8 protein-coding genes are annotated in these 13,693 nt (G+C 71.5%); 7 read left to right on the forward strand and 1 reads right to left on the reverse strand.

The features are described from left to right. Positions 1 to 80: 80 nt before the first annotated feature. From GC092_RS05255 to GC092_RS05270, 4 genes are all read left to right on the forward strand, one after another. The gene (locus GC092_RS05255) at positions 81 to 2,201 is read left to right on the forward strand and encodes a beta-galactosidase (RefSeq protein WP_324014314.1); all 2,121 of its coding nucleotides are present in this window, start codon (positions 81 to 83) and stop codon (positions 2,199 to 2,201) included. 75 nt (positions 2,202 to 2,276) lie between these two features. Continuing rightward, a complete protein-coding gene (locus tag GC092_RS05260; protein WP_324014315.1) occupies positions 2,277 to 3,284 on the forward strand; it encodes a LacI family DNA-binding transcriptional regulator in 1,008 nt (335 codons plus the stop codon). Positions 3,285 to 3,389: 105 nt separating this feature from the next. Continuing rightward, complete coding sequence (yicI, locus tag GC092_RS05265) at positions 3,390 to 5,717, forward strand: alpha-xylosidase (protein WP_324014316.1); 2,328 nt, start codon at positions 3,390 to 3,392, stop codon at positions 5,715 to 5,717. A 176-nt stretch (positions 5,718 to 5,893) separates the two neighbouring features. After that, a complete protein-coding gene (locus GC092_RS05270; protein WP_324014317.1) occupies positions 5,894 to 8,773 on the forward strand; it encodes an endo-1,4-beta-xylanase in 2,880 nt (959 codons plus the stop codon). A 495-nt stretch (positions 8,774 to 9,268) separates the two neighbouring features. On the opposite strand, the gene GC092_RS05275 is transcribed toward GC092_RS05270, so the two are convergent. After that, positions 9,269 to 10,312 (reverse strand): LacI family DNA-binding transcriptional regulator, encoded by a 1,044-nt coding sequence (locus tag GC092_RS05275; protein WP_324014318.1) that lies wholly within the window; start codon positions 10,310 to 10,312, stop codon positions 9,269 to 9,271. Positions 10,313 to 10,500: 188 nt separating this feature from the next. On the opposite strand from GC092_RS05275, the gene GC092_RS05280 reads away from it, so the two are divergent. From GC092_RS05280 to GC092_RS05290, 3 genes are read left to right on the forward strand one after another with little or no spacing between them, the layout of a single operon-like run. Further along, positions 10,501 to 11,778, forward strand: coding sequence for an ABC transporter substrate-binding protein (locus tag GC092_RS05280; protein ID WP_271172765.1), 1,278 nt, complete (start codon positions 10,501 to 10,503; stop codon positions 11,776 to 11,778). Positions 11,779 to 11,786: 8 nt separating this feature from the next. Then, positions 11,787 to 12,779: a carbohydrate ABC transporter permease gene (locus GC092_RS05285; protein ID WP_282978610.1), complete on the forward strand. Its 993-nt coding sequence runs from the start codon at positions 11,787 to 11,789 to the stop codon at positions 12,777 to 12,779. Further along, positions 12,776 to 13,669: a carbohydrate ABC transporter permease gene (locus tag GC092_RS05290; RefSeq protein WP_374727737.1), complete on the forward strand. Its 894-nt coding sequence runs from the start codon at positions 12,776 to 12,778 to the stop codon at positions 13,667 to 13,669. The genes GC092_RS05285 and GC092_RS05290 overlap by 4 nt, the downstream gene beginning before the upstream one ends. The last annotated feature ends 24 nt before the right edge of the window (positions 13,670 to 13,693 follow it).

The raw sequence follows: 13,693 nt of genomic DNA on the forward strand, positions 1-13,693 counted from the left end.
AGCGAAGCGCTTCGACAATGGGGTGCGAGAACGTCCGCCGCGACGAGGCCGCGTCTGCGCGCCATCGGCCGAAGGGACCCGTGCCGCAGAGGACCGGGACGCATCGCCTCGTCGCGGCGGCGCGGCCCGCCGACGACGGCGAGGAGGGATCGAGGATGACCGACGGCACGCGCAGCGCGTATGCGCCCGGCATGCTCCTGTTCGGCGGCGACTACAACCCCGAGCAGTGGCCGCGCGAGATCTGGCGGGAGGACATCGCCCTCATGCGGCGCGCGCGGGTGAACACCGTGACGCTCGGCGTGTTCTCCTGGGCGCTGCTCGAGCCGCGCGAGGGCCGGTTCGAGACCGGCTGGCTCGACGAGGTCATCTCCCTGCTCGACGAGGCCGGCATCGGGTTCTTCCTCGCCACGCCGACCGCGTCGCCGCCGCCGTGGTTCACGCTCGCGCACCCGGACGCGATGCCCGTCGGGCCCGACGGGGTCGTGCTCTCGCACGGCTCCCGCGACACGTACGCGGTGAGCGCGCCCGCGTACCGCGAGGCGTCCCGGCGGATCGCGCGGATGCTCGGCGAGCGATACGGACGCCACCGCGGTCTGCGGGGATGGCACATCCACAACGAGTACGGGACGCTCGACTACGGGCCGCATGCGGCGCGCGCCTTCCGCGCCTGGCTGCGGAGACGCTACCGCGATCTCGACGCGCTGAACGCCGCGTGGGGCACCGCGTTCTGGTCGCAGCGCTACGGGGCGTGGGAGGAGATCCTCCCTCCGCGCGCCACGCAGTACCTGCACAGCCCCGCGCTCCTGATCGACTTCCGGCGGTTCTCCTCCGACGAGATGCTCGCGGCCTTCGAGGAGCAGAAGGCGGAGATCCGCGCGGCCGGCTCGTCCGCTCCGGTCACGACGAACTTCATGCTGCCCACCTGGAACCACCTCGAGCAGTGGTCGTGGTCCGCCGCGCAGGACATCGTGTCGATCGACCACTATCTGGACACGACCGGCCCGGACGGTGAGGCGCACGTGGCCTACGGCGCGGACCTCACCCGGTCGTGGGCGGGCGGGCCCTGGGTGCTCATGGAGCAGAACGCGCGCGGCATCCGCGTGGGCGATCGCACGCACGCCAAGACAGCTGATCGGATGATCCGCAACTCCCTCGGCTACATCGCGCGCGGCTCGCAGAGCTCGCTCTTCTTCCAGTGGCGGCAGAGCGCGGCGGGAGCCGAGCAGTGGCACGGCGCGCTCGTGCCGCACGGGGGCGGCGACTCGCCGCTGTTCGAGCCCGTGGTCGAGCTCGGCCGGATCCTCGAGGCCATCGGCGAGGTCGCCGAGCCGCCGGCCGATGGCCCGGTCGTTCCGGCCGAGGTGGGGATCGTCTGGCACGCCGACGGCTGGTGGGCGCTCGAGACGCCGCACCTGCCGAACGACGCGCTGTCGTACTCCGACGAGGTGCGGGCGACGCATCGAGCGCTCTGGCGGAAGGGCATCGCGACGGAGTTCGTGCGGCCGGGAGGGGAGATCTCGCACCTGCGCCTGCTCGTCGTGCCCGCGCTGTACGCCATGGCGCGGGAGACCGTCGGATGGCTCGAGGGGTTCGTGCGCGCGGGCGGGCGCGTCGTCGTCACGACGCCGTCCGGGTTCGCGGACGAGAGCCTCCGGATCGCCGCCGGCCGCTACCCTGCGCTGCTGAGCGACCTCCTGGGCGCGGGCGCGGACGAGATCGTGCCGCTCGAGCCGGGCGCGGGCGTCGCGATCGAGGGCGGCCTGCGTGCGGAGGAGTGGACCGAGCGCCTGCATGCGTCGGATGCGCGCGTCCTCGCGCGCTACGTCGACGGCCCGCTCGCAGGGCACGCCGCCATCACCGAGGCCGACCGGGGCGCGGGGACGGCGGTCTACGTGTCGGCCCGGCTCGCTCAGGAATCCCGCGACATCCTGCTCGCCGAGCTCGCGCAGCGCGCGGGCGCGCGCGAGACGGTCGCGGGCGCCGCAGCGCTCGGCGTCGAAGCCGTGAGGCGGCGCGGGGCGCGGGCGGACTTCCTCTTCCTCCTCCACCACGGCGCCGAGCCGGTGCGGGTGCGCGGCGAGGCGCGCGAGCTCATCCGCGCCAGCGACCTCTCGCGCGGGCTCACGCTCGATCCGGGAGCGAGCGCCGTCCTGCGCGTCGCGCGCGGAGCGGAGGTGGAGATCGAGCGGATGGTCGGGTGATGATGGGAGTTGCAGGGCCCTGACCTCGCGGATAGGATCGCGGGACAGTCGAAGCGCTTAGACAACGGAGTGAAGATGGCGACGATCAACGAGGTGGCGAAGCTCGCCGGCGTGTCGATCAGCACGGTCTCGTACGCCCTCTCCGGCAAGCGCACGATCTCGCGCTCGACGCGCGAGCGGATCGACCAGGCCATCGCAGAGCTCGACTACCAGCCGCACGCCGCCGCGCGCATCCTCGCCGGGGCCCGGACGCAGATCCTGGCCCTCAGTGCACCGCTGCGCGCCGACGGGCACCTGCCGACGCACATGCGGTTCACCTCCGCGGTCGTCGAGGCCGCGCGCGGGCGCGACTACGATGTGCTGCTGCTCGCCCGCGACGACGAGGTGAACGGCATCCGGAGGGTGAGCGCGAGCTCCCTCGTCGACGGCGTCGTGATGATGGGCGTCGCCGAGGATGACGAGCGGCTTCCGATCGTCCGCGCGGGGCGCATCCCCGCTGCGCTCATCGGCATCTCCGAGCACGCGCAGGGGGTCGCCTGCGTCGACTTCGACTTCGAGACGGCGGCGCGCGACGCCATAGCGCGGCTCGCGGATGCGGGGCATCGCGTCGTGGGCATGATCGGCCACCCGCACAGCTTCGTGGATCGGCGCGCGGGGTTCATCGGGCGCTTCGATCACGCGCTCGGCGAGGCCGCGGACGCCCGCGGGGTGCGCATCGTTCGTCAATGGGCGGGCATCGAGCGGGGGACGGGTGCGGAGGCGGTCAACCTCATCCTCGGGGCGGCCCCCGACGTCACGGCGATCGTGTTCCACTGCAACGAGCCGGTCGTGGAGGAGGCGCTGCGGCGCCTGGACGAGCGCGGGCTGCGCGTCCCGCACGACATCTCCCTCCTCGCGGCCGCGGCGAGCTACGACCCCGGGCGGCTCGAGCACCGGCTGAGCGGAACGACGCTTCCCATCGAGGAGATGGGGAGGATCGCCGTCGAGGGCATGCTCGCGGCGGTCGAGGGCGTCGTGCCGGGCCCGCCGCTCCTGCTCCCGCCCGCGTTCATCGACCGCAGCTCGATCGCGCCGCCCGCCTGAGGCGCGCCGCACCGACGCGCGTCTGCGCGCCGTTCATCGAAGCGCTTCGAGAAGTTCACACCCGATCCGCCCGCCGACGGGCGTCACGACAGGAGCATCCCCGCCATGAAGTTCACCGACGGGTTCTGGCAGCTGCGGCAGGGCGTCGACGCCCTCTACGGGCGCGAGGCGTACGACGTCTGGGCCGACGGGCGCACGCTGAACGCGACCGTGCCGACGAAGGTCATCGAGCGCCGCGGCGACACCCTGAACCGCGCGACGCTCACGGTCTCGCTGCACTCGCCGCTGCCCGGGGTGATCGGCGTGCGCATCGAGCACCACCAGGGCGGCCGAGGCGAGGTCTCGTTCGACCTCGTCGGCGCCGAGGACGGGCACGGCGACGTCGTCGTGGACGACGCGGCCGGCAGCATCACGAGTGGCCGCATCCGCGCGACCATCACCCGTGGAGCTCCGTGGAGCCTCGTCTTCCACGATGTCGAGACCGGGCGGGTGCTCACGTCGAGCGGCGAGAAGTCGCTCGGCTACATCCGCCTCGCCCCGGACGCCGCGGTCGAACGGGGGCCGCTCGGCGCGACGGGAGCCGGCGCCTACGTCCATGAGCAGCTGGCCCTCGACGTCGGCGAGCTCATCTACGGACTGGGCGAGCGATTCGGGCCGCTCGTGAAGAACGGCCAGACGGTCGACATCTGGAACGCCGACGGCGGCACCTCGAGCGAGCAGGCGTACAAGAACGTCCCGTTCCATCTCTCGAGCCGGGGATACGGCGTGCTCGTGGATCATCCGGGCCACGTCTCCTACGAGGTCGGGTCCGAGGCCGTCGAGCGCGTGCAGTTCTCGGTCGCGGGCGAGTCCCTCAGCTACTACGTCTTCGCCGGCGGCGACCCCGCCGGCGTGATCGAGCGCTACACGGCGCTGACCGGGCGCCCGGCTCGCCTGCCCGCATGGTCGTACGGCCTGTGGCTCACCACGAGCTTCACGACCGACTACGACGAGGCGACCGTGACGCGCTTCATCGAGGGGATGGCCGAGCGCGACATCCCGCTCGGCACGTTCCACTTCGACTGCTTCTGGATGCGCGAGTTCAACTGGTGCGACTTCGAGTGGGACCCGCGCGTGTTCCCGGATCCCGAAGGGCTGCTCGGCCGTCTGCACGAGCGCGGGCTGCGCGTGTGCGTCTGGATCAATCCGTACATCGGCCAGCGCTCGCCGCTCTTCGCGGAGGGCAAGGAGAAGGGCTACTTCGTCACGCGGCGCGACGGCTCGGTCTGGCAGTGGGATCTGTGGCAGGCGGGCATGGCGCTCGTCGACTTCACGAACCCCGATGCGACGGCGTGGTACCAGGACCACCTCCGGCGGCTCATCCGCCAGGGCGTCGACTGCTTCAAGACCGACTTCGGCGAGCGCATCCCGCTCGAGATCGACTACTTCGACGGCTCGAGCCCCGAGCGGATGCACAACCTCTACACCCAGCGCTACAACGAGGCCGTGTTCGAGGTGCTCGAGGCCGAGCGCGGCGAGGGCGAGGCCGTGCTTTTCGCGCGGTCGGCGACCGCCGGCGGCCAGCGGATGCCCGTGCACTGGGGCGGCGACAACACGTCGTCGTTCGCGTCGATGGCCGAGAGCCTCCGCGGCGGCCTCTCGCTCTCGCTCAGCGGCTTCGGCTTCTGGAGCCACGACATCGGCGGGTTCGAGGGCATGCCCGACCCTGCGGTCTTCAAGCGCTGGCTCGCGTTCGGGCTGCTCTCGAGTCACAGCCGCCTGCATGGGTCCACGAGCTACCGCGTGCCGTGGCTGTTCGACGAGGCGGAGGGGCGCGATGAGGCCGATGCCGAGAGCGCGGTCTCGGTCGCCCGCCGGTTCACGCGCCTCAAGCTCGCGCTCATGCCGTACCTGCACGCGGCCGGACTCGAGGCGCACCGCACCGGCACGCCGGTCATGCGGCCCATGCCGCTCGCGTTCCCCGGCGATCCCGCGACCGCGTACCTCGACCGGCAGTACATGCTCGGCCCGGACCTGCTCGTCGCGCCCGTGTTCTCGGCGGACGGCGCGGTGGATCTCTACCTGCCCGCGGGGGAGTGGACGAGCCTTCTCACGGGTGAGACGGTGAGCGGCGGATGGCGCCGCGAGACCCACGCGTTCGACAGCGTGCCGCTGTACGTCCGCCCCGGCGCCGTCGTGCCGGTCGGTGCGCGCGACGACACGACCGACTACGACTACCTCGACGACCTCACGCTGCGGGTCGCGCCGGGCGGAGCGGACGGCGAGAGCGCCCTCACGGTGACCGCGGCGGATGGCCGGACGGCGCGCTTCCGCGTCGAGCGTGCGCCGGGATCCGTCCGCATCTCCTCCGAGGAGGTCGTCGCCTTCTCGATCGGCGCGATCGGCGGCGAGACCGTCCGCGCGTCCGACGGGGTCGCCGAGCTCGCCCTCTGACCCGGCGGCTGCGCAGTCCTGTCGCACGAGGAGCGCTTCTCCGCAGGCGGGTGAGGGCATCGATATCGATAACGATTTCGCAACGCTAAGTTTGGGACCGCAACTTTTCCTTGCGCGGAGCGCGCGGCGTCCACCAGCCTGGGTGCCGACCATCCGTCCCGCGCAAAGGAGCGTGCATGATGCCCTCACCCCTTCGCAGACGCCGCCGCGGCGTGCTCGCCGTGCTTGCCGCGTCGCTGCTCGCCGCCTCGGCCCTCGCGGCTGTTCCGGCCGCCGCCGAGGAGGCGCCGCCCGTGATCGCGACCGACTTCGAGAGCGGTCTCGACGGCTGGGCGCCGCGCGACAGCGGATCCGGCGCGCCGACCGTCACCGTGACCGACGCCGATGCCCACGCGGGGGTCGGGGCCGCCCTCATCGCGGACCGCACCTCGCAGGGCAGCGGGATCATCCGCGATGTGACGGGCGTGCTCATCCCCGGCGAGACGTACGACCTCACGGCCTGGGTGCGCTTCGCGCCCGGACAGCCCGCCGACGCCGTGTGGGCGAGCATGGCGCGGACGACCGCGGGCGCGACGAGCTACGACACGATCGCGCAGCACGCCGCAGCGACCGACACGGGCTGGACGCAGCTCAGTGCGCGGTTCACGATGGGCGCAGCCGAGAGTGCGCAGCTGTACTTCGAGACGGCGTACGGCGGCACGAACACCTCCGACCTCCTCGTCGACGACATCGTCGTCACGCCGGTCGGCGACCCGCAGGTCGAGGATGTGGTCCCGCTGAAGGACACGGTCGACTTCCCCGTCGGCGTCGCGATCGACAGCCGAGAGACGACGGGCGCGGCAGCGGAGCTCCTCACGCGGCACTTCGACCAGATCACGCCCGAGAACCACATGAAGCCCGAGGCCTGGTACGACGCGGACCGCGTGTTCACGCCGCATCCTGAGGCGATCGCTCTCATGGACTTCGCGCGAGATGAGGGCCTGCGGCTCTACGGCCACGTGCTCGTCTGGCACGGCCAGACGCCGGCCTGGTTCTTCGAGCACGACGATGGCACGCCGCTCACGAACTCGGAAGCCGATCAGGCCATCCTCGCCGAGCGCATGCGCACGCACATCTTCGCGGTCGCCGAGTACCTCTCGTCCGGATGGGGCGCGTTCGGAGCGGAGAACCCGCTCGTCGCGCTCGACGTCGTCAACGAGGTCATCGACGACGGCGCGCAGTACGCCGACGGGATGCGCCGCAGCCGCTGGTACGACGTGCTCGGCGAGGAGTTCGTCGACCTCGCGTTCCAGTACGCCGACGAGGCGTTCAACCACGTGTACGCCGCGGACGGCGCCGACCGCCCGGTCACGCTCTTCATCAACGACTACAACACCGAGCAGGCGGGCAAGCAGGACCGGTACGCGGCCCTCGTCGACCGCCTTCTCGCGCGCGGCGTGCCCGTGGACGGCGTGGGGCATCAGTTCCACGTGTCGCTGTCGACGCCCGTCTCCGCGCTCGCCGGCGCGCTCGACCGGTTCGCCGACGTGGGGGTGACGCAGGCCGTCACCGAGCTCGACGTGACGACCGGCACGCCGGTCACGGACGCGCTGCTCGTCGACCAGGGCTACTACTACCGCGCCGTCTTCGACGCATTCCGCGAGCGGGCGGGCGAGCTGTTCTCCGTGTCGGTCTGGGGTCTCACCGACGGACGCTCGTGGCGCGTGGACTCGGGGGCGCCCCTTCTGTTCGACGACGCCCTGCAGGCGAAGCCCGCGTTCCACGGGGCCGCCGGGGGAGAGCTGCCGCCGCCGGCGCGCAGCGCGTCGGTCTTCCAGGGTGCGGTGCCGCTCGACGCGGATGCCGCCTCGGATGTCGCCTGGCGCCAGCTCCCTCTGCACGAGGCGGGTGACGCCGCGCGCTTCCAGCTGCGCTGGGACTCCGACCGGCTGACCGTGTATGTCGAGGTCGACGACACCACGCCGGGCGACGATCGCGTGGTGCTCTCCTGGAACGACGAGACAGCGGATGTCCCGCGCGGGGGAGGCGCCGAGGTCGAGGCGGTGGTCTCGGAGACGGCGACGGGGTACGCCGTGGTCGCGGCGCTGCCGCTCGCGGCCGCCGAGGGCGACAGCGTCCTGTTCGACGTGCGCGTCGTGGACGACGGATCGCCCCGCGGCGGCTGGAGCGCGGAGGGCACGCAGGGCTCGCTCGCGCTCGTCGGCGCTCTCGCGTACGCCGAGGTCCCTGAGGCCGCATCGGCGCCCGTGATCGACGGTGCGCCGGACGACGTGTGGGCGGACGCCGCGACGGTCGCGACGGACATCCAGGTCGACGGCGAGGCGGGTGCGACCGCCCAGGCGCGGCTCCTCTGGCGGGACGACGTGCTGTACGTCCGCGCCGAGGTCGCCGACCCGGTGGTCGACGTCAGCGGCGTGGACCCCTGGATCCAGGACTCGGTCGAGATCTACGTCGACGCCGGCAACGCCAAGAACGGCGCCTACCGTGCGCAGGACATGCAGCTGCGCGTGAACGCCGACGGCGTCGTCTCCTTCGGCGCCGGCGACGAGGCCGCGCAGGATGCGCGCACGGACACCGCAGCCGCGCGGACCGAGACGGGCTACGTCGTCGAGGCGGCGATCCGCCTCGAGGGCGCGGGTGAGCCGGGCACCTTCCAGGGCCTCGACGTCCAGGTGAACGACGCGGCCGCCGGTGCCCGCACGGGCATCCGCAACTGGGCCGACCCGACAGGGCTGGGCTACCAGTCGACCGCGCGCTGGGGTGTCGTCCAGCTCGTCGCCGCGCCGCAGGAGCCGTCGATCACGGTGCCCGCCGGTGCCCAGGCGGGGGCGGAGGCCGTCGTCACGGTCACCGGCGCTGCGCCGGGTGAGACGGTCGAGGTGCGTGCCGCGCGCGGCGAGGGACGCACGGGCGAGGTGATCGGCACGGCGGCGGCCGACGCGCGCGGCGTCGCGGAGGTGACGGTCGCCCTCCCTGACCGCCCCGGCGTGTGGCAGCTGACCGCGAGCGCGGACGGCGACATCCTCGCCCAGACGCGGGTGAAGCTGAGCCGCTGAGCGGCGGCGGCTGACCCGCGGAGTGCGGGTGGCCGACCCGTTGAGCGGCGGCGAGAGCGGGCGGGGCGTCGACGGCGTCCCGCCCGCTTCCGTGTCTCACACGCGGTCGGAATCCGCCCGGGTTTCCCGCCGGGCGTGAGACACGCTGAGGGAGTGATCGCGGCGACGGTGTTCGCATGTCTCACGTGCGGTGGGTATGCGCGCCTCTTTCCCACACCGAGCGAGACATGCAACCGGGGTGGCGCCCGCGTGTCTCACGTGCGGTGGGTATGGGCGCCTCTTTCCCACGTCGAGCGAGACATGCAACCGGGGTGGCGCCCGCGTGTCTCATGTTCCGCGGGATACGGCGCCCGGTTCCCACGCCAAGTGAGACATGCGACCGGGGCATCGCCCGCGTGTCTCAGATGCCGCGGGATACGGCGCCTCTTTCCCACACCAAGTGAGACATGCAACCGGGGTGCCGGTGACTGCCACCCGGGCAGGGGCGGGCAGGAGCTAGCGGGCGGGCGCGGTGGATGCCCGGATGACGAGCTGGGCGGGCATCCGGACATGGGCGTCGCTCGCGTCGTCGCCGCCGTCGAGCTTGCCGAGCAGGATCCGCACGGCGGCGGCGCCCATCTCGCGCAGAGGCTGCCGGATGGTCGTCAGCGGCGGCTCATGCGAGGCGGCGGCGGGGATGTCGTCGAAGCCGACGACCGACAGATCGTCGGGGACGGAGATCCCGTGCGCGCGTGCGATCTCGATCGTGCGGATGGCCGAGAGATCGTTCGCCGCGAACACGGCCGTCGGCGGGTCGGCGAGCGACAGGAGCTGCTCGGCGGCAGGTGTCGACTCCTCGGATCGATACCCGCCGTCGACCACGAGCGCGGGGTCGAATGCGATGCCAGCCTCCGCGAGGGCCGTCCGGTACCCCTCCTCGCGCAGGCGGGCGGACTCGAGGTCGCGGCGACCGCGGACGTGCGCGATCCGCCTGTGACCGAGCTCGATGAGATGACGGGTCGCGGCGATCGCCCCTTCGAGGTTGTCGCTGTCGACGGTCGTCGCGCCCGCGGGGCCGGTGTGCGGGTCGATCGCGACGACCGGCACGCTGGCGGAGGGCGCCTCGACGGTCGGCGTCACGATGATGGCGCCGTCGATGAGCGTGCCGCCCAGGCGGGAGAGGGAGCGGCGCTCCCAGCCCTCATGCTGCCCCTCGGTCGGCCCCGAGAGGCTTCCCGCGTACGAGAGCAGATCGTAGCCCGTGCCCTGCAGGGCCTCCGAGATCCCCTCGAGAAGAGAGAGCGCGAAGGGCTCGAACTCCGCGACGAGCACGCCGATGACGTGCGTGCGGCCGCGCCGGAGCGAGGCGGCGATGAGCGACGACTCGTAGCCGAGCTCCGTGACCACGCGCAGCACGTGCGCCGAGGTCTTGGCCGAGACACCGTACCGCCCGTTGATCACCTTCGAGACGGTCGACACCGACACGCCGGCCACACGCGCGACATCATGGATGGTCGCGCGGCCGCTCGGCGCGGCCTCCGGGGTCGGCGGGAACGTCACGCGTCAACGCTACTGCCGGTCGGCCCCGGATGGCGGTCGGACACGGCCGTGTTTCAATCGTTATCGAAAACGATGTCGATAACGATTGACAATTTGTCGTGAGCGATGACATTCTCGTCTTCGCGGGGTGACCGTCGATGTCCGACGGATGCCCGGGATGTTCCCACTCGAGGACGAGGAGAGACGCGATGAGAGCACACAGGATCCTGACGATCGCAGCCGTCGCCGGCGCGGTGGCCCTGACGGGCTGCGCGGGCGGCAGCGGCGGCGGGGACGACGGGGACGTCACGATGACGCTCTGGCACAACTCGACCACCGGACCCGGCAAGCAGTACTGGGAGGACGCGGCCGCCGCGTTCGAGGCCGAGAACGAAGGGGTCACGATCGACGTCCAGTCGATCCAGAACGAGGACATGGATGGCCGCCTGCAGACTGCCGTGAACTCGGGCGACATGCCCGACCTCTTCATGGCGCGCGGCGGCGGCAAGCTCGCGGATGTCGTCGAGGCCGGAGCGGTCAAGGACCTCTCCGACCTCATCTCGGACGAGGTCCGCGCCGACTACGGCGACGGCGTGTTCGATGCCTTCACGATCGACGGCGCGACCTACGGCGTCCCCACGGCGGTGCTGCCCGGCGGCATCTTCTACAGCCAGGACCTCTTCGCCGACGCGGGCGTCGAGCCGGCCGGCACGATGGACGAGCTCGTCGACGCGACCGAGAAGCTCAAGGAGACGGGCGTCGCCCCGATCGCGCTCGGCGCGATGGACGCCTGGCCGGCCGCGCACTGGTACTACTTCTTCGCGCTGCGCGAGTGCAGCCAGGAGGTCATGTCGGAGATCGCGACGACCCTCGACTTCTCGGACGACTGCTGGCTCGCCGCGGGCGAGGACCTCGCCGACTTCGCCGAGACCCAGCCGTTCAACGAGGGCTACCTGACGACCTCGGCGCAGCAGGGCGCCGGCTCGTCGGCGGGCCTGCTCGCCAACCACCAGGCGGCCATGGAGCTCATGGGCGGCTGGGACGTGGGCGTCATCGCCTCGCTCACGCCCGACCAGAAGCCCCTCGCAGACCTGAGCTGGTTCCCCTTCCCGGCGGTCGACGGCGGCGACGGCGACCCGACGGCCATGATGGGCGGCGTCGATGGCTACTCGTGCTCGGTCGACTCGCCGTCGGCATGCGAGGACTTCCTCAACTTCATCGCGTCGCAGGAGTGGCAGGAGAAGTACGCCGAGGCGTACCAGACGATCCCCGCCTCGAAGGCCGCTCAGGGCGCGGTCACCGACCCGGCCCTGCAGCCGCTCATGGAGGCCTACAACGAGGCCGCGTACGTCACGGTGTGGCTCGACACGCTGCTCGGCCAGAGCGTCGGCAACGCGCTCAACACGGCGGTCGTCGAGCTGCTCTCCGGCAACGGCTCGCCCGAGGGCATCGTCGAGGCCGTCGAGGGCGCGGCGGCGCGCGGCTGAGGAACGTCATGAGCTCCTCCCTCATCGAGGTGCCCCCGGCGGCCGACGCTCCCGCGTCGGCCGCCGGGCGGCCCGCCCGAGCGCGTCGCGGCGCCGCGGACTGGCGCAAGCGCGGCGAGATCGCGCTCCTCGCCGGTCCGGCGGTCGTCGTCTTCCTCGCGTTCGTCATCTTCCCCGTGCTGATGGCGGCCTACTACGGCTTCTTCAGCTGGAAGGGGTTCGGCCCGCCCACGAACTTCATCGGGCTGCAGAACTACATCACGATCCTGCAGGACCCGACGTTCCGCGACGCCGTGATCCACAACGGCGTCATCGTGGTCGCGTCGCTCGTGCTGCAGGGGCCCCTGGCCATCCTGTTCGCCCTCCTGCTCAACCAGCGGATCCGCGGGCGGTCGATCATCCGCGTCCTCATCTTCGTCCCGTACGTCATCGCCGAGGTGGTGGTCGGAACCGGATGGAGCCTCATGCTCCAGGACGCGGGCGCGGTCAACAGCCTGCTCGGGAAGCTCGGCATCGAGGGTGCGTCGTGGATCGCCGATCCGGCGCTCGCGATGTGGACGCTCATCCTCATCATCACGTGGAAGTACATCGGCTTCGCGGTCATCCTCATGCTCGCCGGCCTGCAGGGCATCCCTGAGGAGCTGTACGAGGCCGCCGCGATCGACGGCGCGTCGTTCTGGCAGATCCAGCTGCGGATCACCCTGCCGCTGCTCGGACCGACCATCCGCATCTGGGCGTTCCTGTCGATCATCGGATCGCTGCAGCTGTTCGACCTCGTCAACATCATCTGGGGCCAGTACGTCTCCGCGACGGCCGGCACCTCGACCATGGCGACGTACATGTACCTCAACGGCCACATGGCGGGCAACTACGGCTTCGGCAACGCGGTCGCCGTCGTGCTGTTCGTCATCTCGCTCGTGGTCGCGCTCGTCTACCAGCGCTTCGTGCTGCGACGCGACACGGAAGGCGCCCTCACGGGCGGGAAGGAGCGGAGGAAGTGAGCTCGACCACCCTCCTCGTCGTGCCGTCGGCACGCCGGCGGCGCCGCGTCGACAGCGGCATCGCACGCCGCCCCGGCGACGGCAGCCGCGCGATCACCTACCTCTGCGCGGTCGTCCTCATCGCCATCTGCATGGGGCCGGTCCTCTACATCGTGCTCGGCGGCTTCCGCACGAACTCGCAGATCACCGCCGACCCATCGGGCTTCCCCGCCCCGTGGGTCGTGACGAACTACACCGAGGTGCTCGCGAGCGGCACCTTCTGGCAGGCCATGGCGAGCTCGACGATCACGGCCCTCGCCACGACCGCGGGTGTGGTCGCCCTCGGGCTCATGGCGAGCTACGTCATCGCGCGCTACGACTTCATGGGGAAGGGCGCGCTGTACGCGCTCTTCGCCGCGGGACTCATGTTCCCCGTCACGGTCGCGATCACGCCGCTCTACCTGCTCGTGCGCAGCCTGGGCCTGACGAACAGCCTGCTCGGCGTCATCCTGCCGCAGATCGCCTTCGCCCTCCCGACGACGATCATCATCCTCGTGCCGTTCCTGCGGGCCATCCCCGCGGAGATCGAGGAGGCGGCCTCCATCGACGGGGCGAGCCGACTCGGCTTCTTCTTCCGGATGGTGCTGCCGCTGAGCCTCCCCGGCGTGATCACGACGGGCATCCTCGCCTTCATCGGGTCGTGGAACGGGTACATGCTGCCGCTGTTCATCCTGAGCGACCCGAACCTCTTCACGCTGCCCCTCGGCGTGCAGAACTTCGCGTCGCAGTACTCCGTCGACACGGCGCGCGTGCTCGCGTTCACGTCGCTGTCGATGCTGCCCGCGCTCATCTTCTTCAGCCTCTTCGAACGCCGCATCGTCGGCGGCCTCAGCGGGGCGGTCAAGGGATGACCGCCTCCGGATCCGCAGGGAACG

The organism is Microbacterium sp. JZ37 (genome assembly GCF_035188445.1).
Classification (GTDB): Bacteria; Actinomycetota; Actinomycetes; order Actinomycetales; family Microbacteriaceae; genus Microbacterium; species Microbacterium barkeri.